The sequence below is a fragment of the Bradyrhizobium sp. SBR1B genome, from assembly GCF_014198205.1.
Classification (GTDB): domain Bacteria; phylum Pseudomonadota; class Alphaproteobacteria; order Rhizobiales; family Xanthobacteraceae; genus Bradyrhizobium.
In genome coordinates this window covers 208,470-233,294 of sequence record NZ_JACIHC010000013.1, presented here as the reverse complement: position 1 = coordinate 233,294, position 24,825 = coordinate 208,470, and the positions used below count along the sequence as shown (strand labels likewise).

General features: G+C 60.6%; 18 protein-coding genes and 1 pseudogene. 9 read left to right on the top strand and 10 right to left on the bottom strand.

Annotation, left to right across the window (positions count from 1 at the left end; translation table 11 throughout):
• From GGD61_RS28155 to GGD61_RS28145, 3 genes and pseudogenes are all read left to right on the top strand, one after another.
• A pseudogene (locus GGD61_RS28155) lies at positions 1-83 on the top strand (IS5/IS1182 family transposase); the annotation flags it as partial.
• A 1,441-nt stretch (positions 84-1,524) separates the two neighbouring features.
• Positions 1,525-2,085 carry a hypothetical protein gene (locus GGD61_RS28150; RefSeq protein ID WP_246786069.1) on the top strand — a complete coding sequence of 187 codons (561 nt, stop codon included), beginning with the start codon at positions 1,525-1,527 and terminating at the stop codon, positions 2,083-2,085.
• Between the two features lie 333 nt (positions 2,086-2,418).
• The gene (locus GGD61_RS28145) at positions 2,419-3,720 is read left to right on the top strand and encodes a hypothetical protein (RefSeq protein ID WP_183231656.1); all 1,302 of its coding nucleotides are present in this window, start codon (positions 2,419-2,421) and stop codon (positions 3,718-3,720) included.
• Positions 3,721-3,857: 137 nt separating this feature from the next.
• On the opposite strand, the gene GGD61_RS28140 is transcribed toward GGD61_RS28145, so the two are convergent.
• On the bottom strand, positions 3,858-4,733 hold the full coding sequence (locus GGD61_RS28140) for a hypothetical protein (RefSeq protein ID WP_183231655.1): 876 nt from the start codon (positions 4,731-4,733) through the stop codon (positions 3,858-3,860).
• 214 nt (positions 4,734-4,947) lie between these two features.
• Here GGD61_RS28140 and GGD61_RS28135 point away from each other — a divergent pair, with 214 nt between their 5' ends.
• Positions 4,948-5,577 carry a hypothetical protein gene (locus GGD61_RS28135; protein WP_183231654.1) on the top strand — a complete coding sequence of 210 codons (630 nt, stop codon included), beginning with the start codon at positions 4,948-4,950 and terminating at the stop codon, positions 5,575-5,577.
• 88 nt (positions 5,578-5,665) lie between these two features.
• Here GGD61_RS28135 and GGD61_RS28130 read toward each other — a convergent pair whose 3' ends face one another.
• From GGD61_RS28130 to GGD61_RS28090, 9 genes are all read right to left on the bottom strand, one after another.
• Positions 5,666-7,252 carry a methyltransferase regulatory domain-containing protein gene (locus tag GGD61_RS28130; protein WP_183231653.1) on the bottom strand — a complete coding sequence of 529 codons (1,587 nt, stop codon included), beginning with the start codon at positions 7,250-7,252 and terminating at the stop codon, positions 5,666-5,668.
• Positions 7,253-7,257: 5 nt separating this feature from the next.
• Positions 7,258-9,897: a type VI secretion system ATPase TssH gene (tssH, locus tag GGD61_RS28125; protein ID WP_092259302.1), complete on the bottom strand. Its 2,640-nt coding sequence runs from the start codon at positions 9,895-9,897 to the stop codon at positions 7,258-7,260.
• 95 nt (positions 9,898-9,992) lie between these two features.
• Positions 9,993-11,057 (bottom strand): type VI secretion system baseplate subunit TssG, encoded by a 1,065-nt coding sequence (tssG, locus tag GGD61_RS28120; protein ID WP_183231652.1) that lies wholly within the window; start codon positions 11,055-11,057, stop codon positions 9,993-9,995.
• Positions 11,021-12,988: a type VI secretion system baseplate subunit TssF gene (tssF, locus tag GGD61_RS28115; RefSeq protein WP_183231651.1), complete on the bottom strand. Its 1,968-nt coding sequence runs from the start codon at positions 12,986-12,988 to the stop codon at positions 11,021-11,023. Before tssF ends, tssG begins: the two co-directional genes overlap by 37 nt.
• Before the next feature lies 1 nt (position 12,989).
• Positions 12,990-13,496, bottom strand: a complete 507-nt coding sequence (tssE, locus tag GGD61_RS28110) for a type VI secretion system baseplate subunit TssE (protein ID WP_246786068.1) — start codon at positions 13,494-13,496, stop codon at positions 12,990-12,992.
• Positions 13,497-13,728: 232 nt separating this feature from the next.
• A complete protein-coding gene (locus GGD61_RS28105) occupies positions 13,729-14,214 on the bottom strand; it encodes a type VI secretion system tube protein Hcp (RefSeq protein WP_092258832.1) in 486 nt (161 codons plus the stop codon).
• 50 nt (positions 14,215-14,264) lie between these two features.
• On the bottom strand, positions 14,265-15,767 hold the full coding sequence (tssC, locus tag GGD61_RS28100) for a type VI secretion system contractile sheath large subunit (protein ID WP_177237211.1): 1,503 nt from the start codon (positions 15,765-15,767) through the stop codon (positions 14,265-14,267).
• Between the two features lie 16 nt (positions 15,768-15,783).
• Positions 15,784-16,308: a type VI secretion system contractile sheath small subunit gene (gene tssB, locus GGD61_RS28095; RefSeq protein WP_092258838.1), complete on the bottom strand. Its 525-nt coding sequence runs from the start codon at positions 16,306-16,308 to the stop codon at positions 15,784-15,786.
• Positions 16,309-16,421: 113 nt separating this feature from the next.
• Positions 16,422-17,738 (bottom strand): ImpA family type VI secretion system protein, encoded by a 1,317-nt coding sequence (locus tag GGD61_RS28090; RefSeq protein WP_183231649.1) that lies wholly within the window; start codon positions 17,736-17,738, stop codon positions 16,422-16,424.
• A gap of 343 nt (positions 17,739-18,081) precedes the next feature.
• On the opposite strand from GGD61_RS28090, the gene GGD61_RS28085 reads away from it, so the two are divergent.
• Genes GGD61_RS28085 through tssL form a run of 5 tightly spaced genes read left to right on the top strand, consistent with a single transcriptional unit; the run spans position 18,082 to position 24,814 of the window.
• Positions 18,082-19,950, top strand: a complete 1,869-nt coding sequence (locus GGD61_RS28085) for a type VI secretion system Vgr family protein (protein ID WP_183231647.1) — start codon at positions 18,082-18,084, stop codon at positions 19,948-19,950.
• 56 nt (positions 19,951-20,006) lie between these two features.
• Positions 20,007-20,519 carry a DUF6931 family protein gene (locus GGD61_RS28080; RefSeq protein WP_244550696.1) on the top strand — a complete coding sequence of 171 codons (513 nt, stop codon included), beginning with the start codon at positions 20,007-20,009 and terminating at the stop codon, positions 20,517-20,519.
• Between the two features lie 12 nt (positions 20,520-20,531).
• Entirely contained in the window at positions 20,532-21,902 is a 1,371-nt protein-coding gene (gene tagH, locus GGD61_RS28075) for a type VI secretion system-associated FHA domain protein TagH (protein ID WP_183231669.1), read from the top strand.
• Between the two features lie 48 nt (positions 21,903-21,950).
• A complete protein-coding gene (gene tssK, locus GGD61_RS28070; RefSeq protein ID WP_183231646.1) occupies positions 21,951-23,288 on the top strand; it encodes a type VI secretion system baseplate subunit TssK in 1,338 nt (445 codons plus the stop codon).
• Entirely contained in the window at positions 23,285-24,814 is a 1,530-nt protein-coding gene (gene tssL, locus GGD61_RS28065) for a type VI secretion system protein TssL, long form (protein ID WP_183231644.1), read from the top strand. The genes tssK and tssL overlap by 4 nt, the downstream gene beginning before the upstream one ends.
• Positions 24,815-24,825 lie beyond the last annotated feature (11 nt).

The following is a 24,825-nucleotide window of genomic DNA, read 5'->3' as shown; positions in this document are numbered from 1 at the left end:
TCGCAACTCGCTACGACAAACTTGCCAGAAATTTCTTGGCCGCCGTCCACCTCGCCGCCATCGTCGCATATTGGATCAATTGAGTCTGAACCCTAGGGCTTCCGCACTCCAGAACTCGTGCTTGCCCGCGGCATCGTCGAGTCCAAGGCTTTGGAAATTCAAGCCTATGACAAGGTGTTCTTTCCCGGGCTTGAGGCGGAATGGAGCTGGGGGAGGCCGTTGGTCGGCACGATGACCTTGGAATCCGCCACTGACTTCGATGATTCCGTGGTTTCCTGGATCGGCGCCGGCCGTCGGCCAATTTTACTTCGGGTTCGGCAGCATGCCAGTCGACAGGCCGGCCGAGACCGTTGAGATGATCGCAAATGCGTGCCGGGAAGTCGGCGCGCGTGCGCTGATCTGTTCTGGCGTGCTGACCCTTGGAGGCACGGCCCCGACACGAGACCTCATGATCGTGCCCTCGGTCAATCACGCTAGGATGCTACCGCGCTGCCGCGCCATCGTTCACCACGGCGGCTCCGGCACTACTGCCTCCAGCGTGCGCTCCGGATTCCCAACTCTTATCCTCTGAATCGGCGCCGACCAACCGATATGGGGGCCACAGATCAAACCCCTGGGGGTAGGTACCTCACGTCGGTTCTCGGTAACGACGGTGGAGACCCTTCGAGATGACCTGCGAACCGTGCTGGAGCCAGGATGCCTCACTCAGGCGCGCGAGGTGAGCAATCAGATGACCCCGCCGAGCCGAAGCTTGACGGCCACCGTAGCGCTTCTCGAAGGCTGGCCGCCACGGGCGCGTGATGTTGGTCTCAGGCGCTGCGCTCGAAGCATGGGCTGCGAGCTGGTACGGAATGCGATCTTCGATGATCGCAGGACCTTATGAGGCTGCTCGAAATCAAAGGTTGCCCTCGCCAACATGGACTTGAGCGGCGTGCCGCCCCTGGGGCACTTCCCTCAATCCGCTAACTTTCGATCGAGATCAATTCGCGACGTGGCCGGCGTCCCAAAAACGCCCGTCGTAGATCACGAGGTGCCCTTCGATGCCGACGGCGGCAAGCGCTTCAAAGACGTCGACGATGCGGCCACCTCTCGGGGGCGCATCTCGACGTGCGACGGCGTCTTCTCGCGAGAGGATGGCTAAGTACGTCGAGGAGTCGGGCGATTTTCGGTGTCCATGCGCAAGCTCCACGTTTTGCGTGCTGCTCAGAGCTTGGACCGAAGTCCCGCGGAGGGCTGCTTGTCCCCGTCCAATCAGATAAGTGAGTTCGGACGGACGTTTCAAAACGCTCTGGAGCCCTCTCGTTCCACTTGGCGTCTACCATCTCACCAAGTACAAATCGCGCTAGAAGGGTCAAGCTACGTGACGTGTTTCGTATGGGTGACCAAAGCCGTTGTGATTCCGTGGCGCCCGCAACTCGCATTTGAACCTGCCGACCGCTCGCGTCACTACTAGTCAAGCCGTGGTGGGAGCCGACGCTCCCTCAGTCCTCAGCTTTGAACGGGCCAGGCCAGCAACAGGAGAAATTGCGATGGGACGCGCGCCGCAACCTCTGCCTCAATACACGCCGCCCGGTCCCGTGGAAAAGATGCCCCCCGGAACGACAGTGCGCGCCACTTGCCAAGGTTCGCAGCGCCGACGTCTTTCCCTACCAGGCCAATGAAGTTGCGACGTTCCGCACTGAGGTCGGCCACATCGGTGCGGACGTTAGTCTGGTCCCGCCGGTGGGTGCCTGCCAATATCTCATCATTTGGGATTTCGGCGTCGACTGGCGGCATCTCAAGACCATCGCCAAGCGCGATCCACTGCTGGCAGCGCAGCTCATGCGTTTCGAGACTGACAAGTCACTGCAGTTTCAGATTATCGGATACAGCGACAGCACCGGCAATGAACGGAACAACATTTTCCTGCGCACGGGCCGGGCGAGGAATGTCTTTCACTTGTTTGGCCCCAGCGCCCGCTCGCGCGTCTTCTCCGTTAAGCCAGCTCCACACTACGAGTACCTGCAAGACAACACGACAGTGATCAACAGGGCCGCCAATCGGGCGGTGGTCGTCGAAATCTTCGTTTGCGGCGGAACGATCTAGCCACCTTCCGACAACAAGCAGGGGGAGTACCGGGTTGAACGATTTGTGCGGCCGATCACACTTGCACGCAGGCTGGCAGAATCTCCGTTAGTTGAGCAAAGCATCTCTATCGTTGACTCGCTCTTCCGTTCACGAAAGCACCGGTTCCTCGACGGAGTGGAACCAACAAGTGTGTTCAAAAAAAGCGGCGTTACCGAACCCGACCGCCTTTCGCTGTGACCAATAACGAATTGCCAGGTGCGAAAGCCCAGCACTTACCGAGGTGCGAGGCCGTCGGCGTTCATGGTCTTAGTCTGAATGCCACTTGCGCGCTAGAAACTGAGGAGGGGAGATATGGCGCCGCTGCCCATCGATCTGATCAAGCCGTTCCTGCCGCCTGGAACGACGCCTCGTGCGCAGCGCGAGGACTCGCCTTCCGGCCGACCCAGATCAGACAGGGAGAGAGATCCCAAGGTCGTATACGAACGTGATCTCGGCGATTACGGCTGGAAGCTGCTTGATGGCGTGTACAAAGACTACGAGGCGCAGATCAAGGTGTGGAAGAACGCATTCAAGGATGTCACGGCCGCTTACGCGACCGCCGTAGCCATGCGCGCGAAGACATTCACAGAGGTTGAAGAGCAGTACAAGGCAGACGCGGCCCGTTTCGCTTTCATCTTTTCTCTTGTGACGAGCGGAGCGATGACATTCCTCGGTGCTTGGGTTCAATATAAGTTCGTTCCAAGCTTCACCGTCCGGAAATACAAGTGGGACTTGGCTTCCGTGATGCAGATGAATGAACCTCAGACCCTCGACCGATTTTCAAAGATGCAGGCCGCAATATTTGGCAACCTTGTCAAGGACGTTGGCAAAGAAATCGGCAAAAAATTTCCAGCCCCGGATCGCAGGGGCTCCTATCCCATGGATCAACCGTCTGTTGCGGCAAATATGGACGCAGACTTCAGCAGGCTCGTTGACGAATCAGCCGAGGTTGTTCTGTCCCAACTGAGGGACGTTCAAATGTGGATGAACCAAGGGACCGAGTTCGGCGCAGCCTGGTTGGCGCGCGAAAAGGGCAATGTCGAACAAGCGAGAACGGCGGTCCGCCAGCACATCGACACGATCCGAATGCGATGGGCCGCCGAGTGGGAATTCTTCGGCAAGACCCCGGTGAAGATTGCACGCCATTTTCTGGCCGACCATTACGAGAGGGCGCTCTGGGCCGACTACATCCATGAGGTCTTTGATCGCGCGATGGCGGCTATGAGCAAATCCCCGCGCTACAAACGACGCGTTGAGGAGCTGGCAAAGGCCGGTCTGAGCGATCTCGAGCAGCTAGAAAACCTGGAAGAGGATTGGCGGGAAGGATTCGGTCATCATAACTGGATCGAATCGCCGATCGTCAATCGGTTGAAAGAACTTAACGTTGTCTTCGCCGAAACAAACAAGGGTTCGCTCGACCAGGCAAACCGGATGATCGACGGGTCTCCAAGGCCCGAAGCGCGCGTGAAGGGTGCCGTAGATACCGGCAAGGAAATTGACGAGATTTATGGTTGGGCGGACATGTTTCTGATGGGCGTTCGCGACACGACCGCGCATCGGTTTTTTCCCGAGTCGAAGCCTCGACGTCTGGATCCATTACCGTCGTACAGATGATGCAACTATGCCACGTTACAAGCCCATGCTCGGTGTTGAGATCTTGCTGGCGCTTTCACTGGGATCGTCGGCGGGCCGCCTTTAATGCGGCAATCGCGGATCCTCGGCGTGAGAGTCTTGTAGGCGCCCGATCCGCTTTAGCGGGCGCCTTTCGGCTTCGAACCGAGCAAATTGTGCGTCCCACTGATGCTCACCGTTCCCGAGCACTCGAATCCGCCGAAAATTCCGCAGGAGCCGGTGACCGTGACGCGCAAGTCCTTGCGCCGGTAGATGTCGGCCGAAATGCCCAAGCGCGAAAAGTCATTCGCACTGTTCGGCAGGATGAGGTCGATATGTTCGGCTGCCCAACGCGGCAGATGTGGGTTGCTCTTCCAGAATAATTCGTTGCCGGCGTGGTGCGCGAAGTTCGGCCCGACCGTGAGGGCGCCGTCTGCGCCCTCGAATACGAAGCCAGTTTCGTCGATGTGGACGTTGACCCGATCGGGCGCCACTGCGAAATGCAGCGAGGTAATGTCTTGCGGTTGCGGGTCCTTACCGAATTGCGAGCTGTAGGCGTCGCTCCACTGTCCGCGGTCGCGTCCAAGCCCGAAGCCGTGCCGGCCGCGGAGGTCCCGCGTTGAGAGTGGCCTGTCGGACAGCTTCGGACGCCAGATCTCTCGAAAACCCTTGCCGATCGTCGCAGCCATCGACAGATCGAGGGCCCAATGCGATGATTTCTCCGGGCTGCGCCCCTCGGCGAAAGCGTCGAATCCGTCGGGTGTCTTGGCGATGCGTAGCTTCTTGATCAGGTCGTACCAGTTCGTTGGCAGGAAGGTGACGCCATCGAGTGTATTCGTTGCGGCCGCCACGCCGTACTGCTCGAGCTGATGCCTGATGTAGGGCTTTTCGTCATAAAGGCGGACATCCGGGTTGCGACCGGCGAAGTATTGCGTCAGATCGATCTGCGGGCGAAACATGGTCAGCCGCGCCGCGATCTTGCGGAAAGTGTCGGTCGTCGTCGGGTTGCTGGTCATCGCAGGGCCGCCCTCCGCGGGCAAGACTAATCTCAGATTGGTCTGCCCCAAGCGGGGCGGGTTCAAAATTTAGTTCGCTCAATTGTGCTGCCGGCAGCCTAAGTCACCTCCAGTGACCGAGTTCCCGTCACGCTGACGCATAGACTGTTTGAACCTCCCAACCGGCAGCGCCGACCACGTTACATGGGGTGGTCTCGACAGCGAGGACAATCCAATGTCACTGCGGAGCAAGGTGCTCGACGTGCTCAATGGCCCAGCGGTCGCACGCATTCGCTTCCGGTTTCCGATCCGCGGCAGTCACGTGACGATAGCACCGCAAACGTTCCATCATGTCGCTCGCGCCATCCGGTTGGGACAAGTCACCGTCCGGGTTCCGACCGATCTCGCGACCGGTGTTGCTGCGCAATATAACGACGTCGCGCGAACGCGAGCCGACGGTACTGCGGTTGCCGCGAATACTCTTGAGGCCGTATCTGCGACGGGGCGGATGGATGGGGCTTATATCGTCCATGAAGCCCTGCATGCGGCTTACGATCTCTTGCGCACCGGTCTCGACGCCAATGCGGAAGAGGCGTCCGCTTACGTCTGCACGGCCCTCTATTGCCGCATGACGGGCCTGCCCCGACCTCGCTGGGCCAACGGGCCGATCTATGCAAATGCCGCAGAGGTCGCCCGAACGCTGCTGTCGCAATATCAGAAGGGTGATCCTGGAATTCCGTGGGTCGGCGAAAGTGAATGGCGAGTGCTGCGCGCCGGCGTTGGCCTTAATGGTGTCTACACCAGCGGTCCGGCCGGCATTGTCACTGGATGGCTTCTTGGCCAGCAATACACTCACGACGGCTGATCGACCTAAGCTGTTTTTCCGTTAGAGAGCAGGAGCTCTCGCCTCCATGCCGTGACCTCTTTCTCGGGCAGGCCAACCCGCTGGACCCTCAGGCGCCCAGCAAACCCAGCTTGCCGACCATCGCAAGCGAACGCTGAACGCTTTCTCGTGTTGACAGCAGCAACGGCTCCGCGGGGTGTCCGGCGCTATCCCTCTGATCCATCCGGATGGTCTCGCCGAATCTTTTGGTCATTTCGGTCGTGATCTGGTCGATGGTCCGGGTACCGTCGAGCAATTGCACAAAGTCCCGGGTTCGGTCATCCTCGAGCTGCACCGTCTGATGGAGAAGGTTGGTGACCAGGGGACCTGTCTGCGCTTGCTTGCGGGCGAGAAGACTCGCCTGCGGACGGTCCGACGCGCCCTGCAAAAGGAACGGCCGCGACAGCAGGAAGGAGACCTCGCCGCTGCAAGCCAGGATGAACATCGCCTCAGTCAGCGCCCTTCTGTCATCATCTGCCATTCGGCCACCAAGCAGTGCCCGGGCGCCAGCGAGCAATTCGTCAAAGGACAGTGCGCGAGGCCAGGTGCGGCCGAGACACAGGTGCGCGGCCTTCAGGAGCGGATTGGTCACCTTAATCGTGCTACCGTCCTGATTCTCGAATTCCATCGCTGAATCGTCGGTCACGCAGGCGTCCAGATCAATCGGGCTCGTCGTGCTCAGCAAATGAAAGCGGGTGATGAATTCGAGGTCGATCTGCCGGGAGAGCGAGACGTCGTCGTGGCAGAGCAGGGTACGGCGAAAGCCGTTCCCGTCGATGAAATCCTGATACTGGTCGCGCGCCATGAACTCGCTGTCCGGGAAGCGTTGCAACGTCGCGCGCACCTCCTCGGAATAGCCTGCCAGGTTGCGTCGCGAGAAATCGGCGTCACTCAGATATTGCAAGCCACAGGAGCCTGCGCGCTCGACAACTTCGTGCAGCAGGAATGCCTCGGCGCCGTCGTCGAGATCGTCGTGAAACAACAGCTCGTCGGGAGACTTGAGGACGCGGTTGTACTGGTCGCGCATGACCGCACCGTGAACCGAGGTAACCTTCGAGCCCTCACTCAGGAACTTCAGGATTGCGCGGGCCTGTCCTACCTTCTCTTTCATGCTGGTGAGGCGGCGGGTGTGGTACCGCATCATGTCGCGGGCCATGTCCCGCATGTGCGAGAACGGGTGCGCATTGTAGCTGACATAGCAGACCCCTTGCGGCGCGAGGTTCTGCTTGAATATCATCATCATCTTCTCGCGCACTGCCGGCGGCACCCATGAAAACACGCCGTGGGTAATTATGTAGTCGAACTCTCCGAAATTTGCGTCGACATCCATGATGTCGCGGTGCAGGAGTTCGATGTTGCTCAAGCCCAAGGCTGCGATATTTCGCTGACCGCGCTCGATCGTTACGCCGCTCAGGTCGACACCGAGGAATTCGCTGGCCGGATATTGAAAGGCCATCGGCAACAGATTGCCGCCAACGCCGCAGCCGAGCTCCAGCACCCGGCAGCGTTCCACCCGAGCGGGTTGCATGCCATAAACCGCAGCGATGGTTGCGAGATGGTTCGGATGAGTGAGGCCGTAGACGTGGCCGGGGTAGAAGACCTCGTCATATGGTGTGCGACCGGTGCTCGCGGGGCGATGTTCGGTTTGAATGTTCATCGTCCTCAATTCCACAAATATACGAACTTGTCGTTTTCGATCGAGACTCGCGCTTGCTTGACCTCTTCCTTGGCGAGCGACTTGCTGAGGAATTGGCGCGACAGCTCCGGGAGCAAGGTGTTGGTGATGATGTTGTCGATCATGCGCCCGCCGGAATCCGGATCGTTGCAGCGTGCGACAATGTGCTCGACGACGACATCGTCGTAGCTGAAGGCCGCGTTATGATTGTCGCGGAGCCGCCGTCCGATCCGGTCGAGCTGCAATCGAGTGATCCCTGCGAGCATCTCGTCCGACAGCGGGAAGTATGGGATCGAGACGATGCGTCCGAGGAGTGCTGCGGGAAACACCTTCAACAATTCCGGTCTCAGCATCTTGGCGAGCTCTTCCGGCTCGTTGCGATACTTGGGGTCACGCGAGAGGCCCATGATCAGATCGGTGCCGACATTGGTCGTCAAAATGATCAAGGTGTTCTTGAAGTCGATCCGCCGGCCGTTGCCGTCCTCCATGGTCCCCTTGTCGAACACCTGGAAGAATATCTCATGAACGTCGGGATGGGCTTTTTCCACCTCGTCGAGCAGGATGACACTGTAGGGCTTGCGCCGCACCGCCTCAGTCAGGCGGCCGCCCTCGCCATAGCCGACATAGCCGGGAGGTGCGCCCTTCAAGGTCGAAACGGTGTGCGCTTCTTGAAACTCCGACATGTTGATCGTGATCATGTTCTGCTCGCCGCCGTAGAGGGTCTCGGCAAGCGCCAAGGCGGTTTCCGTCTTGCCCACCCCGGACGGTCCGGCCAGCATGAACACTCCGATTGGTTTCGACGGGTTGTCCAGTTTGGCTCGGCTGGTTTCGATTCGCTTGGCGATCATCGTCAGCCCATGGGACTGGCCGACCACACGGCGGTTGAGAATCTCCGGCAGCTTCAGGACAGTTTCGATCTCGTCCCGCATCATCCGGCCGACCGGGATGCCGGTCCAGTCGGATACGACGGACGCGACCGATTGCTGATCCACATGGGCATAGACCATCCGCTTTTCCGGATTGATGCCCTCTAGCGTCTCGAACTTACCGCGCAGCTCCGCGCGTCTGGAAGCTGGGTCCTCGCCTTCCTTGGCCTCCGACAGGATCTCGCGAATGCTGCGGATGTCCTTGACCAGCACCTGCTCGGCGGCCCAATCGGCCTCGTGGTGCGCCAGCTTGTCCTTCAGAGCTGCGATATCGTTGTCGATCGCGGCAATGCGCTCGCTCTTCGTGATACCGAGGTCAGCGTCGTTGACCAGCGCGGACCGTTCAGCCTCGCGAGCGGTAATCGAAACACGCGTGTCCTCGATCAGAGCCGGCGTCGCGCTCTGGCTGATGGCCACACGTGCCGATGCGGTGTCGAGTAGGCTGACTGCCTTGTCCGGGAGCTGTCTTGAAGGAATGTAGCGGTGCGAGAGGTTGACGGCTGCAACGATCGCGGCATCGGAGATGCGAACACCATGGTGCTTTTGCATCGGACCAAGAAGTCCGCGCAGCATGATGCAACAGGTCTCGACGTCGGGTTCATCGATCTGGATCGGCTGGAAGCGTCGTGTGAGAGCGGGGTCCTTCTCGATATACTGGCGATACTCCGCCCATGTGGTGGCGGCGATCGTACGGAGCGTGCCACGAGCGAGGGGAGGTTTCAGGAGGTTGGCCGCGTCTCCCGTGCCGGCCGCGCCTCCGGCTCCGATCAGCGTGTGGGCTTCGTCGATGAAGAGGATGATGGGAGTGGGTGAGTTTTGGACCTCATCGATCACCGAGCGCAGACGCTGTTCGAACTCGCCCTTCATCGAAGCGCCGGCCTGCATCAGGCCGATGTCGAGCGCGCAGAGAGTTACATTGCGTAGCGGTGGTGGTACATCGCCAGCGGCGATGCGCTGCGCGAAGCCCTCGACCACGGCGGTCTTGCCGACGCCGGCCTCGCCGGTGAGGATCGGGTTATTCTGCCGCCGGCGCATCAGCACGTCGATCAATTGGCGGATTTCGTCGTCCCGGCCGAGGATCGGATCCATCTGGCCTGATCTGGCCTTGGCGGTGAGATCCTGGGCAAACCGGGCGAGCGGCGTCGTTCCTTTGGGACCTGTTTGGTCCGCACCCTCCGTACCGGCGCCGACCAGTCCCGAGCCGTCCATCGGCCGCATGGTCTCCTCATCGGAGCCGGACCAGATCGCGCGGCGCTCGGCGGCCAGTGCATCGACGTTGACCTTCGCGAATTCCTGCGAGAGATTGTTCAGGGCACGACGGACATCGTTCGACTTCAGGCCTGCCACAAGCAGATGGCCGGTGCGGATCTGAGTTTCGCCGAAGAAGAGCGTCGCATAGTGCCAACTCCGATCGAGGAGATCGATGACCGAATTGGCGACACCTGGCATGTCGGTCTCGTTCTTGCGAAATCCATTGATGACTCCCGCAAGGTCCGACAACAAGCGCGGGCGGTCGAGCTTGTAGTGATCCAGGGACAGGCTCAGATCCGTGCGCTCCTGCTGCAGGATATGAAACAGCCAATGCGCGAGCTCCACATTGCGGTTACCGGCGCTCTTGGCATGGCGCAAAGCCTGTATGAAGGCATCATAGCCGGCCCGGTTCAGTTTCCCCGTTACAGCTTCCAGGCTGATGTCTGTCACGGCGGCCCTCCTGCTCAATTCCTCCGCGGTGCCCGGCACCATGCGGAAAATGCTTCAAATCCCTAGTGTTGTGGCGGTCGGTGCGGTGGATAGGTTCAAATCGCAGCCGCATCGACCGCGGCGCCGCGACGGGCCCTCAGGCGCTCACCGAGCTGAAAGCGGGCATCGCGGCGAAATTCTTCCGTCGAGCTCCAGTTCGGCGACACCCAGGTGGTCCAACCAAGCCGACCGCTCTGCCCAAGCCTGACCGGGACAACCTCTCCCGAGGGAATGGCGAGTTCCACCTCCCATTCGAGTTCATCGCCAATGTAGAAGAACGCGGCGTCTGCCAGTGGCTCCGACAGATTGGGTGTTTCGGTCGGCAGGAACTGCTCGTACTGAGTAAAGTTCTTGACGAAGACTCGAACCCTGATCTTGTCCTCAACGCTGAAGACGCGTGAGCCCAGAAGGGCGTCCCGGCCGAGCCTCGCATGCGTCCCGCCGAGACGGCTGCAGTGACTCGGATCGAAGGAGAGCCAAGTTCCGACAAATTCGTCGATCTCGACCTTGACGTCGAACAACCCCTGCAGAAATCGCGTCAGCCGTGACGCGCACTTGGCCCTGGGAGCGATCAGACCGGCGAAGCTGAGCTTCGCCATGTCCGGTACGGTGTCCCGATCGACGAAAACGTCGGAGCCGAGACCAGCAAAGGAGCCGACATAGGCGATGAAGCGATCCTCTGCCGGCCTGTCATGCTGCGCGATCGGTCGCGCGTCGGCCCAGGCGCGAAAGAAGAGTTGCAGGAAGCGTCCGTTGAGGAGGTCGAGGAAACGCGGGAATGCGTCGTCCCGCATGAGCCACCAACCAAGGCTTTCGTCGGTGGTCGCAAGCGGCAGTGCGCCCTGTGGTCCCAGGAGGCCGAGAAACTTGACGAGTATCCGGAGCCGGCCGGACTGGTCATCGACCGCCGCGAGGTTGGAGGCGGGGAACTCCAAATAGGGCACTTGGCCGAGGTCGACGTATTCTTCTCGCCGTGTGGCACTGTCACCGATCCGCGGCCGATCCGGATTGGCCCGCTCGAGCTGGCGCAACGTATTGAAGAAATCGAACCGCCAAGGCTCGGCCTTCATCTCTTCGATCAGCGTCACAGCGGCCTCCGTGTGCCCATGCGCGGCGGCCACCGCATGATCTCACCGCGTTCCGGCGTCGAGATCACCGTCTGCGTGAACGTATTGAAGCCCGAATAATCGGCGAAGAAACGCTCCAGCACAGCGCCGAGCAAAAACACCCCGCTGCCTTCAAATGCTTTCTCGTCGAGAATGACGGTGATCTCCAGACCACGTGCCGCGCCGCTGCCCGCGCGCTCACGCACTCGCCGTACCACCGGCCGGCTTTCAATGCTGCGCACGCCGCGGATCTTGCGTTCTGTGGCGTCGTCGAACTGGTCGGCGAACAAGGACAGCATTTCGCGCAGCGCTCCGGCATTCTTGCCGCCGCCGCGCTCGACGAGGCCAAGATAGTTCAGGCTCAGCATGTTGATGAGCCGCCAGCTGACAATCCCGCTATTGGCGATCTCGCTGCGGCTGCGCAACTGGGCAACCACCGGCTCGCGCGGTGGGGTGGGACCCGCGACGCATATGAGATCGAGGGAGGTATCATCCAGCAGGCGGAAATCGGCGCCGCCCTGGCCGACCGGCAAATGCTCGGTCAAATGGCGATTGGAACACAATGCCCGGACGCTGAGTTCGGCAACCGAGCCTTCGCCACTCAATTGACCGGGCTCGAGCAGTGACAGGAACATGTCCGTCCCCGTGTAGTCGGAGGATGCGCCGTACGTCTTCTCTTCCACGGTGCGGCGCCGAGGCAACCGGCGCACCGTGAAATAAAGCCCTTCGACCGATCCGCTGGTCCGGTCGACAGCCGCCGAATACAGCGGACGCACCGGCCGCTTGTCCTTTTCTGCCGAAAAGTGGGCGTAGACTTCGAGCACTTGGTGGGGCTCGTATTCCAGATAGCGGCTGCGATCCGGCACCACATGGTACTCGTGCGTATTCGACTTGACGACGATGCGATCGCTCGTCTTCTCGAACAGGTTTATCGCTGGCGCCGTATAGAGCCTGAAGATATCAGGACGCACCGCGGCGGCCAGACGGGAATTATGTTCATCGAAGGCAAAGACGATGTCGATCGATTTGCTGCGCAGCCGTGGCATCACGCTGCGCAGTCCCGTCAGGTTGATGCCGAGGAACTTACGCGGGAACATGAAATATTCGCGCAGCAGTTCCGAACCGCGAAACACCCGATTGTCGCTGGGAAAGAGCAGCTCGTTCTCGTCGAAGCCGATCTGCTGCACGCAGTCATCGGGGGCACGGGTCACCACCGGGTCGCCGAAGTTGTCGAGATGGCGGAAGTAGACGCCCCGGCAATTCGAGATCAACTGCTCGTAAAGCGCGATGGCATCGGATTCCGCGCCGGACAGATAGATCGGGAGTTCGCTGACGCGGCAGCCTGCAAACCAGGTTTCCGGCTTGGTCCGGTTCTCTGCGCCCGGCGGTTCCTCATCGAGCCGAGCCGCAGTGCGATGCGTCAGTGACAGTCTCAGTCCGGCGATGACGTCGCTGCCGACCGAAATCCCAAGCGCTTGCAGCGCGCCTGCAGTCGAGAAATACTCGGCGCCCGTGACGTCGAACGGCCAGAGCGCAATATCGCGGCAGAGTCGAAATCGGCAGGAAAGACTTCGCTCTCTTTCGCGATAGGTGGCGTCGAAATAGGCGCCGCGAGCGATCTTCTTGCCATCGCGCAGCGCCGGGTCGGCATAGGATGGTCGTGCCGTGACCAGCATGGCCGATGGGGTAGGGGCGAGGTAGTTTGGAACCAGCTGCTCGAGCAGGTTGGCCGTGAATTCCGGAAATTCATGCTTGAGTTTGAGCTGAACACGGGCGGCGAGAAACGCTGCGCCTTCGAGTAACCCGGTGATCATCGGATCCGACCGATCCCGAACCAGGCCGCCCAGGCGCTCCGCGATGCCAGGATATTCTTCGGCGAAATCGCCGGCCTGCTCGTAGAGCAGCGACAGTTCGCGGTTATAGAAATCCAGGAATTCGCGATTCATGCTACAGCCGGTTGATCTGAATGTCGCCGCTGTCGAGATCGACGTCGGCGACGAATTCCACGGGGACGTTGAGCGGCTCGGTCTTCAGGTCTGCGTGAACGATGAAGCGCAGCTTGAGTTGTTCGGGGCCGACCGAGCCGTCGCGGCGGACCCGGATCGACTTGCGATCAAGCCTCGGTTCATAAGTCGTCAGCGTTGCGCGCAGCGCGTCGGTGAGTTCATCGTCGGTGACCTCGTCGATCGATCTGTGGGCGATATCGGGGAAGCCGTAGTTCAGGATCGACGTTCGCACGCAATCCCGGCCGTTCAGGTCCAGGGTCGATTCTAGAGCGATGGTATTGAGGAGCGTTTCGAGGTCATGCGAGACCTCGCGCCGCAGCAGGGTTTCTGAGATCGGAAAGCGACCCGCGCTGCGCCGCCCGGCAATGACCCGTTCACCGAACTCATCGCGCAAATTGAGCTTCTTGCGCGCATCGCGCGCTTCATGGGCCGAGCGAAACGCCAGCATCAATGGAGGAGAGAGCCGATCCCTCTTTGGTGCAATGGTCATTTACGGTCCCCATGACGCCTGACTCAAACGGCGCCTGGCCCAAACGCAATTCGACAGGGCGCTAGCCGATCTCCGAGGTCGCTTCAGCAGGCGTCGACTTACGATGGGCCGGCCAGAAGCTACGGATCAAAATTGCAACGCTGGCGCCGGTTCGCGCTGTTCGCAACCGGCGCCAAGCAGAGGCCGAAAATCAGGCCCATTCCTTGTTGGCCGGCACGTCCCAGCCGAACGTCGGCGAAGTTCCGCCAGCGCCTTTCTCCGTTTGGGTCCTGTAGGTCATCTTGACCTTCGCGAAGTTCAGGCTGACGTTTTCGGTGAGACGGTCCTCGCCGTGCGATCCGCCCGTCGATACGCTGCTGACCATGACGTGTTTCATCTCGATCTTGAGATATTCCAGCGGATTTTCTCCGGCCTTGCGGACAGTGAGGATCGCGGTGTCGATGTGCTTGCCATTGGCGCAGACTTTGAAGAGTTCCGGCGTGGCTTTGTCGACGAAGTGCGTGAAGTGGAGATCCTGAATGCTGACCTTGCCGGCGCCGCCGCCCGAGCCGCTGTGGAATGTGCCGGTCTGACTCTCGCCGAACGACCAGCTCAAGATATCGATTTCGTCCTTGTGCTTGTCGTCCAGCGACTCGCCTTTAATCGGATCGAGTTTCAGGAAGATGTCGACAGCCATAGCATAGTCCTTTCAAAATTCTGCATGTTTACGGTTGCGATGCTGCGGCGTCATGAGCTGGGGCCCGGCAGGCGCGAAACCAGACTGAGGCCGACGTCCATCGCCTCCAGTTGAAAGTGTGGACGAAGAAAGAAGCGCGCGTTGTAGTATCCCGGGTTCTCCTCGTTTGCTATGACCTCTACCTTCGCAGCGGCCAGCGGCTTGCGCGCCTTCTGAGCTTCTGACGACAGGGCTGGGTTGGCATCAACGTACTCGTTGATCCAGGTCTGCAGCCAGACCGTCAGCTCATCCTTCTCCTTCATGGATCCGATCTTGTCGCGAACCATGCACTTCAGATAGTGCGCAAAGCGAGACACAGCGAACATATAGGGCAGTCGTGACGACAGGTTGTCGGACGCGGTTGCATCCACGCCCTTCTCGCCAAAATATTTCTTCGGCTTGTAGAGCGACTGGGCACCGATGAAGGCGGCTTTGTCGGTGTTCTTGCGATGGATCAGCGGGATGAGGCCCGCTTTTGCAAGTTCGTGCTCGCGGCGATCGCTGATGGCGATCTCGGTCGGGCACTTCAGGTCAACGCCCCCGTCATCGGTGGGGAACGTGTGCGTCGGCAGGTTGATAACTTCTCCGCCGGACTGCACGCCGCGGATGCGCGTGCACCAGCCGAACTCCTTAAAGGCGCGATTGATGTTGACGGCCATCGCATAAGCGGCGTTGATCCAGCCATATTTGTCGCCAGTGTGTCCGTCCGTCTCCTCCTCGAACGCGAACTCTTCCACGGGCTCCGATTTCGCCCCGTAGGGAAGGCGACCCAGGGCGCGCGGCATGCACAGACCGAGATAACGCGAGTCATCCTGATCGCGCAGCCCCTTCCAGGCGGCATATTCCGGCGTGTCGAACACCTTGCCGATGTCGCGTGGGTTGGACAGCTCGGTCCATGAATCCATTCCCATCAGTGTCGGCTCGGCGCCGCTGAAGAAGGGAGCGTGAGCGGCGCCTGCGATCTTGCTGAGATCGCGCAGCAACTGCACGTCAGTGGGCAGGTGGCTGAAATAGTAGTCGCCGATCAGGCAGCCGAACGGCTCGCCGCCCAGCTGGCCGAATTCGTACTCATAGATTTGCTTGAACAGCGGGCTTTGGTCCCAGCGTGCATCGGGGTAAAGCCGAAGGTTCCGATACAGCTCGTTCTTCGAGACGTTCATCACCCGGATCTTGAGGTTGGCGTCGGTCTCGGAATTGAAGACGAGGTAGTGGAGGCCGCGCCAGGCACTTTCGATCGCCTGGAACTCGGGCGCATGGAGGATCTCGTTCATCTGCGCGGTCAGCTTCTGGTCGATCCGCGAGATCATTTCCTCGATGGTGTCGATTACGTCGGACTTGATGACGCTCGTGTCTTTCAGTGCTTCCTGCACGAGCGTGGATACCGCATTTTCGACTTCGGTCGCTGCGCGTTCAGTGCGCGGCTTGAAGCTTTGCTTCAACAAAGCGGAAAATTCGTCGGCCTCGACGGTGCCGACCTGGGTGCTGGTACCTTTTTGAACAGCTTCTTTTGCCATGGTCCCCATCCTTCCCTTAGCTCTCAGTGCCAGGTTCGCTCGGTTGGCTCGCTCGGTCCCGTAGCGCGGCCATCAGTTGAGGATCGGTGAGAAGCTTCTTCAACTGGTCCTCGGCGGCTACCTTGCCATCCATGTAGCGCAGCAGGTTGGCAAGCTGTTCGCGCGCCTCGAGCAGCTTGGCAGTAGCCGGCACCTGACGGGCGACTGCCACTGGTGTGAAGTCGGACATCTTGTTGAAGCGCAGGTTGACGGCGAGCTTTTCGTCCGACCCGTCGGTGAGGCGATTGGCGACGCGTGCCGTCACACCGGGCTGGATTGCAGCCATGCGGTTGTCAAAATTGTCCATGTCGAACTCGAGGAATTTGCGTTCCTCGACCTTCGTCTTCTCGACGCCCGGGTTGTTGCCGGAGAGGTCCGAAAGGACGCCCATGACGAACGGCAGTTCTATCAGGCGCTCTGCGTCGTAGGGATCTTCGTATGTGATATGCACGCGCGGAGCGCGGTTTCGGCGAATGAATTTTTGACCGCTGTCTGTAGCCATGGTGTCCTCACTACGAAATCGCTTAAGACGCCGACACGGAATCGACTGGCGCTTTGAGTTGCGGTCGGCAAACAGCCTCGTGTCCAGTTAGTGCCCTCAAGCGAAAGCTCGGTTCAATGTGACCTGTCGATTGTTTTAAGCGTTCCTTCGGGTAAAACATCATTCAAAAGGCTGATAAAATCACGTTGCGCGAGCTCTCGCGCGCGATCGAGCAAAAGAGGTACGGGGCTGGATGGCTCGGCGCTTCGGAAGAACGACGCGACTTTTGCCATCAGGCTTAATGCCTGCGCTCGGTTTTCCGCTGAAAATACAACGTCTTGATCGTTGCTGGCGGTGCCCGCGGAGGGTGGGGCAGCAAGTTCCGCCATCCGTTCGATCGGCAAGTCGAAGACCTTGTCGCGCCCGATGTTGATCGCGGCGCTCTCCACGTGCGATGGCACGAGCATCCGCATGACCTCGATAAACGATTTGCCGATCATCTCCTGTGCCTGACGCACCAGGAGCAGCGCCGGGTTGGATGGTTCCATTCGGGCAAAGTAGTCGGTCACTGCTGCAAGCGCCGCGGAGGCTTGGGCGGAAGAAGCTAACTCCCCGGATGTGGCCGGCTGCGCCTCTGTCTCCACGGCTTCGGTGCTCTCCGCGCTTGCCGCAACCACCGCCGCCGGATCGCGCAACGCGACCAGACCTGCAAGCCAAGCGGCCATGCCGTTCGCCAGGCCGGACACTCTGTCCAGGCTGATGGAAGGACCCCCGTTCAACTTTTCGTGCCAAGCCTGCTTGATGCCCGAGATTTCGGCAGCGACTGCGGAGCATCGCGCGCTGGTTGCCTTGAGAGTATCGAGATCGGTCTCGCTGACGATGCGCTCGATGGTTGCAACATCGGTCCCGTCGGCGTCGCCAGCGCCCGCGGGAATTTCGCCCATTGCAATTTGATAGGCACGGTAGGTCAGGGTGCCGTATCTGCGGTTCTCGATGAGGGGAAGGAACTGCAGCGGGTTGATGACCGTCGGGAAGACGTCGAGCGATTCAACCGTAACGGCGCGAAGCGCGTAGTCGCCGTCTTCGCTTCTTGGATGCACTGCTTCCCACTGCTCGTTCAGCAGCAAGTTGGTTGCCTTCAGGTAGCAGAGGAAACCGTCGAGATCGCGATTGAGAATGGAAAATTTGGCCAGCAGCATGTTCAGGCGCAGATCGTGGGTACGCGCAAGAAGGGATTCCGCGGCGGCAAACTGTCGGGCAAAATCGACCGCCTTCGGATCGAAGCGTCCACGCTCTCCATTGGCGTTGACGACGTCAAAGAACGACATCGGGAGCAGAGATTCCGCACCTGCGAAGAAGTTGAGATACTCGACGTCCCCTATGGCGTCGAGATCCGGCCCGCAGGGATCGTCAGCGGAAATGGGCTGCGTCAGTAAAGCGACATCAAGCATACGAACCCATCCAACCACCCGATCGCGTCCCGCTGCCTGCCAATGACGACTTGCGGATCATGCAGCGGATTATGATCCGATCGTCTCTTGTAAGTGAGACACCTTCTGATCCCGGTTCATTCCCGAGATCATGCCATTTTTGCGTGAACCGGCAAGCTCTTGTAGTCGACTACTTGATAGCGGGGGTGGCTCTTTGGGCCATTCGGGTGGACGCGTGAAGGCTTGCGCCGGGGCGGGCTTGCCAACGCAGCAAGTGGCGCGCAGGATTCAGTGGCTACCATATAGCGTTTGATCAGCTCTCCGCGGCGGGTCATTCGATCGGAGGAGGGAGTTTAGGCGCCACATGGGCCAGCTTAGTCAGGATACCCGTCTCTGCGAACTCAAGACGCCTCTCGGCAAGGACGTTCTGGTTTTTGCCGGATTCGAGGGCTCGGAAGGTCTCAGCGAATTGTTCGAATATCGTATCGAGTGTCTCAGCGAAGATGCCGATCTCGACTTCGATCGCGCGATCGGTCAGCAGTGCACGTTGACGATAAAGCTGCATGAAAAGGAGCGCGAGTTCAGTGGCATTCTGACGGAGGCTCAGTGGCTCGGGGTGAAGAACGACTATTTCAGCTACCGGATCGTGCTGAGACCCTGGTTATGGCTGTTGTCGCGCACCACCGATTGCCGGATCTTTCAGGACAAGAAGGCGCCTGACATCATCAAGGAGGTCTTCAATGAACGCGGCTTCACCGATTATGAATCCAAGCTGACCGAAGAGGGCTCCTGTCCGAAGCTCGAATACTGCGTTCAATATCGCGAAACTGACCTGAACTTCGTCTGCCGCCTGATGGAGCAGCATGGCATCTACTACTTCTTCAAGCATGAGGGGGGTAAGCACACGCTCGTGCTGGCGGACTCCAAATCCTCGCACAGCCCGATCAGCGGCCTCGCCACGATCCCCTACATCCCGCTGACTGGAGCCGATCGTCGCGGCGAGCAGCATATCTGCGAGTGGGTTTCGGAGCGCCGGTTTCGTACCGGCAAGATCGAGCTCAACGACTACAATTATCAGAAGCCCAACGCGAAGATGATCAGCGACGCCAAAGGCACCGAACATTACACCCGATCGGAGATGGAATTTTACGACTTTCCTGGTAAGTTCAAGGAGAAATCGGACGGTGAGCGCTACGCGAAGATTCAGCTGCAGGCCGAGCAGGCGATGGATCGTCGGCGGCGTGGCAACGGCGACGCCGTTAACCTGTTCCCGGGAGGGTTGACCAAGCTCGAAAAGCACTCAAAGGATTCGCAAAACATCGAGTATCTCGTGGTGCGCTCCACGCATTCGTTCTCGATCGAATCCTATCGCACCGGCGGTCCGAGCGACGCCGGGCAGCACGTCTATTTCGGCAGCTACGAGTTTCTGCCGAGCGATCGGCCGTTTCGAGCGCTGATGATGACGCCCAAACCAAGGATCAACGGCATCCAGACCGCCAAAGTGGTGACCAAGGACGACAATTCGAGCGAGGAAATCGACGTCGAGTCGCTCGGCGAAATCTATGTCCGCTTTTTCTGGGATCGCAAGAAGAAGCGGTCGTGCCGATTGCGCGTGGCCCAGGTCTGGTCCGGCAAGCGCTGGGGCGGTCAGATCATTCCGCGTGTCGGACAGGAGGTCGTTGTCGAGTTCCTGGAAGGGGATCCCGACCGACCCTTGGTGATTGGCACCGTGTACAATGACGAATACAAGTTGCCTTACGACCTGCCGTCGAAAAAAACGATTGGCGGCTTGAAATCGGACTCCACCAAAGGAGGCGGCGGCTTCAACGAGTGGAGTTTCGAGGACAAGAAAGGATCCGAGAAGATCACGGTGCATGCCGAGAAGGACCACGATGTGACGGTCCGCGACACCGAGACAAGGACCATCGGCGAAGCGGCATTTGGCGGCGACACCCGCAAGACGACGCTCAAGAATGGCAATGACAAACTCGATATCGAATTGGGCGGTCAGCACGTCACGCTGGCCATGGATCAATCCGTCAATGCAGGCCTCAGCATCACGCTGACGGCCAATGCGACCATAACCCTGCAGGTGGGTCCCAGCCAAATTATCCTGACCCCGGGCGGCATCATCATTAACGCGCCGACGATCGCGATGACGGCGCAGGCAGCCATGGCGCTATCAGCCGGCGGTCCGTTGGTCGCCCACGGCACTCCAACCCTTGTCGGCTGATGGTTATGGGTCAGGCTCGGTTCGGTACGGTTCAGGATCTGCTTCAAGCCTATCCCATGGCGCGCTATGATATTGGCAAGGCCGAGGCCGACAAGCCATCGCTGGATTTCCTTCAGGAGGCCGCCGACGCGGGAAACTGGCACCAGGCCGTATCCTTCTGCGCCTACCTGCTCCCCCGTCGTGTGGCCGTCGCGTGGGGGTGCCGCTCGCTGCGACGGATGTTCGACCATTTCGACGCCGACGACAGCAGGTCGCTGAATTTCGCCGAGACCTGGGTCCACCAATCGGATGAGCAATCCCGGAATAAGGCCCTGGCCGTCGGCAATGCCAACGACCCCGAGCAGCCTGCAACATGGCTCGCGCTGGCGGCCGGCTGGTCTGGGGGAAGCGTGGTTCCCGCGGAATTTGCACCGGTTGAAGCCAAGCCCGATCAAGCCGCGCGGGCTGTGCGGGCTGCCGTGCTCATCGGCCTTTGCCGGCTTTCCCGTGACTCCCGGGACCGAATAATGACGACGTGCCTGAAGGATGGTATTCAATTGGCACGCGGCGAACCGCGCCCTCCACGCTAGCGAGACGACGTGATGGTGCTTCGCTTCAATATCGAGAATGAACCGAATCTTCCGGATGGCGGACCTGTATCATTTACGGTCTCCGGCAGGCGTTCGGTCGATATTGGCCGGGACCGTCACCTCGACTGGACGCTGCCGGATCCGGCGCGGACGATTTCCGGCAAGCATTGCGAGGTGCACTTTCGCGACGGCGGCTATTGGCTGCACGACGTCTCGACGAACGGCACTTTTCTCAACGGCGCCGACCAGCGCATGCGAGGGCCGCACCGCCTGCGCGACGGAGACCGGCTCACGATCGGCCATTACATCATCGCCGTTTCGCTCGAGGATGACGCCGGCGGGCGCGCACCAAACCATGAGGCGCAACACCAAGGATCTCTCGCCCAGCAACACGCCGACTACGGTGAGCTCTGGACCGCAGGTCGGGACGTACCTCCGCCGATCGACCCGCAGCAATTGAAGAAGCCGCGCGAGGCTGCGCGGCCCGTGAATCCGGAGTTTCTCGATTGGGCGGCCAGCGTCCCGGCACCGGGTGTGGATCCCGTCCGACGTTCGTCACCGATGCCTTCCTATCAGCCCTCTACGCAGGATGACATGAGCTGGGCGGCCGGTCCGGTTGCCGCCCCGAGACCGCAGGTCGAGCGACCGCCGGCGGTGCCGACCCCGCGCCGGCCGTCCGTGTGGACGGATGACGAACCCGCCGTTGCCCAGCCGGCGCAATCGCGGCAGCATGCGGAGGCGTCCCACCCGCCGCAGGCGCCAGAGGATGAACCCGTCAGGGCCATGGCAGCCGGCGGCGTGGAGTTCACGCGGATGGTGGCGCGCGCTGCCGGATTGCCCGACAATTTCTTTGCTCACCAGAGCGATGCTGAACTCGCCGAACAGCTTGGCATCATCTTGCGCATGACTGTGGACAATCTGATGGCGCTGCTGCAGGCGCGAACCCAGGCCAAGCAGCTGACACGCAGCACCAGTCAGACCACGATTCAAGCCATCGAGAACAATCCGTTGAAGTTCTCGCCGAGCTCGGAAGAGGCCTTGCGCATTCTGTTCGGACCGCAGACGCGAAGTTACCTCGATGCGCAACGCGCTTTGGCGCAGGCCTTCGGCGACCTCAAATCACATCAATTGAGGACGTATATGGCGATGCAACACGCTGTCCATGAGCTGATCGCCGATATCGACCCCACGCTGATGGCGCGCGAACTGGAGCTTCAGCGCGGCGCAAACTCCTGGTTCGGAACGAACAAGAGCAAGCTCTGGGACGAATTCCTGGCGCGTTGGAAGGCGCGTCTCGGCCGTGACGGCGGCGCGCCGATCGAGATCTTTATGTTGCATTTCGCCGACTATTACGACCGTGCGAATAAAGCTGATTCAAAGTGACCGACTGGCGGCCGTGCGGTCGCTGCAATTTGTTGAGTGGATGCAGGAATGTCTTGGTACAGCAAGGTTTTTTGGTCGGAAGGTCTGTTTCTGCGACCGCATCATTTGCAGCAGAACGACCGCTACATTGAGCATTTGCTGGAAAAGCGCGTTCGCTATACCACGCCGTACCCTTGGGGCTTCGCCCAGCTGGAGATCGACAAGGATCTTACCGAACAGAGCAAGTTCGCGGTGCGCAATGCGTCCGGCGTCATGCCGGACGGCACGCCGTTCGATATTCCCGCGGATAGCCCGATGCCGGAAGCGATCGAGGTGCCGGAAACGGCTGCGGGCCAGATCGTCTGGCTGATGATGCCGGTGGCGGCGCCAAATACCCGCGAGGTCGACGAGGACCGGACCGATAGCGCCAGTCGCTATGTTCGTACGTCGGAGACCTTCATCGACTCGACCTCGGCGCTGCGCATCGAGGAGGAGATCGACATCGCCTATCCACGGCTGTCGTTCGAGCTGCGCAAGACCAGCAAGCCGGGATATATGGGCCTCGGCATCGCGCGCATTCTGGAGGTGCGCGACAAGAACATCCTGTTCGATGACAAATTCGTGCCGCCGATGCTGGTCTGCGCCGCGCACCCGATCATCGAGGGTTGGCTCAACCGGGTCATCGGCTGGGTCGAGACCAAGCTCGACGAGCTTGCGCGTTACGCGGTCGATCCGTCGTCTGGAGGCGGCTTGCAAAGCGTCGACTATCTGGTGTTGCAGGTGCTGAACCGCACCATTCCCGTCCTGACCCATTTCCAGCGTTCCGGCAGCGTGCATCCTGAGCGGCTGTACGAGGAACTGCTGAGGTTCGCGGGTGAACTTGCGACATTTGCGACGGCCGAGCGCCGCGCGCGCAACTATCCGACGTACGATCACGACGATCTCGAAAACGTGTTCACGCCCCTGGTGAGCGACATCCAGGATTTCCTGAGCGCGCGGCTCGGCCGGCGGGCGATCCGTCTGGAGATCATCGAACGCGCTCAGAACGCCTTCGTATCGCCGATCCGGGATCGGGCGCTGTTCCGAACCGCGACCCTGGTGCTGGAGGTTGCCGCGCGGCGACCGCTCGTGGAGATCCAGAACGATTTCCCGCACCTGTTCAAGGTCGGGCCGAACACGAAGATGAACGAGATCGTGCACGCAAACCTGCCGGGTCTGACCCTGGTGCATTTGCCGACGCCGCCACCGCACATCCGTGCCATCACCGATCACGTCTATTTCTATCTCGACCGCAAGTCGCCGCTATGGCCTGAGTTCAGCACGGCGGCCTCGATCGGGATGCACTTTTCCGGCGACTGGCCGGAGCTCGAGCTGTACCTTTGGGCCATCCTGGAAGACAGGCCATGAGCGACAGGGACAAGCCGGTCAATCCTTTCGGTCGGGGCGAACGGACGATCATTCGTCCCAACCCGGGCGGGAAGTTGCCGTCGGCCCCGACCCCTCAGCCTCCGGCGGGCGAGTTGCCTGCGGCACGTCCGGCTTATTCGCCTTCGCCCGTGCCGTCGCGCGACACGCCAGCACCGCCGTCGTTTTCTCCCGTCCCGCAGGGCTCGAATTACGCCGCCCCGCCGGTCAGCCATCCGACCGAGGAATGGATCTCGACGCCGGCGCAAAACCAGACGCCGCAGCCTCTATTGCCGCCGGGACCGCCGCTGCGCGTTGACGATCTGGTCGCGCCAAATGCCAATCCGGTGATGCGCGCTGCGGGCCCGTTGCTCCAACTGCTTGGCCGCCTGCGGGTGGCGCTCATGCGTGCGTCATTCGCCAGCCTGATGGAGCAGGTCGCAGATGCCATCAAGTTCTTCGAAAAGGACATCCGTTCAGCGGGCATTTCCGAGTATCAGGCCAATACCGCGAAATACATCCTGTGTGCGACGGCCGACGATATCGTGCAGCACATCCCGACCGAGGAGCGGCACGTCTGGACACAGTATTCGATGCTGAGCCGATTCTTCGGCGAGCGGGTCGGTGGAGTCCGCTTCTTCGAGATTCTCGACCATTTGAAAGTTGATCCGTTGATCAACTATCCGGTGCTCGAACTTCAGCACGCCTGCCTGGCGCTCGGCTTCCAGGGCATTCACCGTACATCGGCTGGCGGGCTTGCGAACCTGCAGCTGGTCCAGCGTAACCTTTACGAATTGCTGCGCCGGGTCCGGCCCAAAACGATGAGTGACCTGTCGCCCAATTGGCGCGGGCAGGCGCTGGCGAGCCGCCGGCAGCGTTTGCGTGTTCCGGTCTGGCTGGTCGCGGCTGTAGTTGCGGCGCTGCTGACCGGGTCCTATTTCGTGCTACGGACGCTTTTGGCCGGCCGGGCGGAGAATGCTGCCGAGGTCGCGCTCGCGCTCCATCCGGACGGTCCAATCGAACTCAAGCGCCGGGTCATTGCACCACCGCCACCGCCACCGCCACCACCTCCGCCGCCGCCAGACCGCATCACCCAGTTGCAGCGCATCCGAAACGCCTTGGCGAAGGAGAACACCGCCTGCGCCATGACGGCGGACCAGACTGCGAGCTTCATCGTGATCAGGGTTTGCGACCTCGCGTTGTTCGCCTCGGGTCAGGCGACCATCCTCGACGGCTTCAAGCCGGTCGCGCTTCGCGTCGCAGCAACGCTCGACAAGGAGCCGGGACGCATCCGGGTCGTCGGCCATACCGACAGTTCACCGATCCGCACGGTGCGCTTCCCGTCGAACTTCGAGTTATCGGTCGAGCGAGCCAAGGCGGTGGCCGCCGCACTCAAACCCGGCATGACCGATGGTTCACGCGTCGACATCGAGGGTAAGGGAGCCGATGCGCCGATCGCCAGCAATACGACACCTGAAGGGCGCGCCAAGAACCGGCGGGTCGAGATCTTTATCGAGCGCAGTGAATAGGCAGACACCGC

Coding starts and splice junctions, on each gene's coding strand:
- GGD61_RS28145 (WP_183231656.1), top strand. CDS start 2,419: ATGGCGCCGCTGCCCATCGATCTGATCAAGCCGTTCCTGCCGCCTGGA.
- GGD61_RS28140 (WP_183231655.1), bottom strand. CDS start 4,733: ATGACCAGCAACCCGACGACGACCGACACTTTCCGCAAGATCGCGGCG.
- GGD61_RS28135 (WP_183231654.1), top strand. CDS start 4,948: ATGTCACTGCGGAGCAAGGTGCTCGACGTGCTCAATGGCCCAGCGGTC.
- GGD61_RS28130 (WP_183231653.1), bottom strand. CDS start 7,252: ATGAACATTCAAACCGAACATCGCCCCGCGAGCACCGGTCGCACACCA.
- tssF (WP_183231651.1), bottom strand. CDS start 12,988: ATGAATCGCGAATTCCTGGATTTCTATAACCGCGAACTGTCGCTGCTC.
- tssE (WP_246786068.1), bottom strand. CDS start 13,496: ATGCTGGCGTTTCGCTCGGCCCATGAAGCGCGCGATGCGCGCAAGAAG.
- GGD61_RS28105 (WP_092258832.1), bottom strand. CDS start 14,214: ATGGCTGTCGACATCTTCCTGAAACTCGATCCGATTAAAGGCGAGTCG.
- tssC (WP_177237211.1), bottom strand. CDS start 15,767: ATGGCAAAAGAAGCTGTTCAAAAAGGTACCAGCACCCAGGTCGGCACC.
- tssB (WP_092258838.1), bottom strand. CDS start 16,308: ATGGCTACAGACAGCGGTCAAAAATTCATTCGCCGAAACCGCGCTCCG.
- GGD61_RS28090 (WP_183231649.1), bottom strand. CDS start 17,738: ATGCTTGATGTCGCTTTACTGACGCAGCCCATTTCCGCTGACGATCCC.
- GGD61_RS28085 (WP_183231647.1), top strand. CDS start 18,082: ATGGGCCAGCTTAGTCAGGATACCCGTCTCTGCGAACTCAAGACGCCT.
- GGD61_RS28080 (WP_244550696.1), top strand. CDS start 20,007: ATGGCGCGCTATGATATTGGCAAGGCCGAGGCCGACAAGCCATCGCTG.
- tagH (WP_183231669.1), top strand. CDS start 20,532: ATGGTGCTTCGCTTCAATATCGAGAATGAACCGAATCTTCCGGATGGC.
- tssK (WP_183231646.1), top strand. CDS start 21,951: ATGTCTTGGTACAGCAAGGTTTTTTGGTCGGAAGGTCTGTTTCTGCGA.
- tssL (WP_183231644.1), top strand. CDS start 23,285: ATGAGCGACAGGGACAAGCCGGTCAATCCTTTCGGTCGGGGCGAACGG.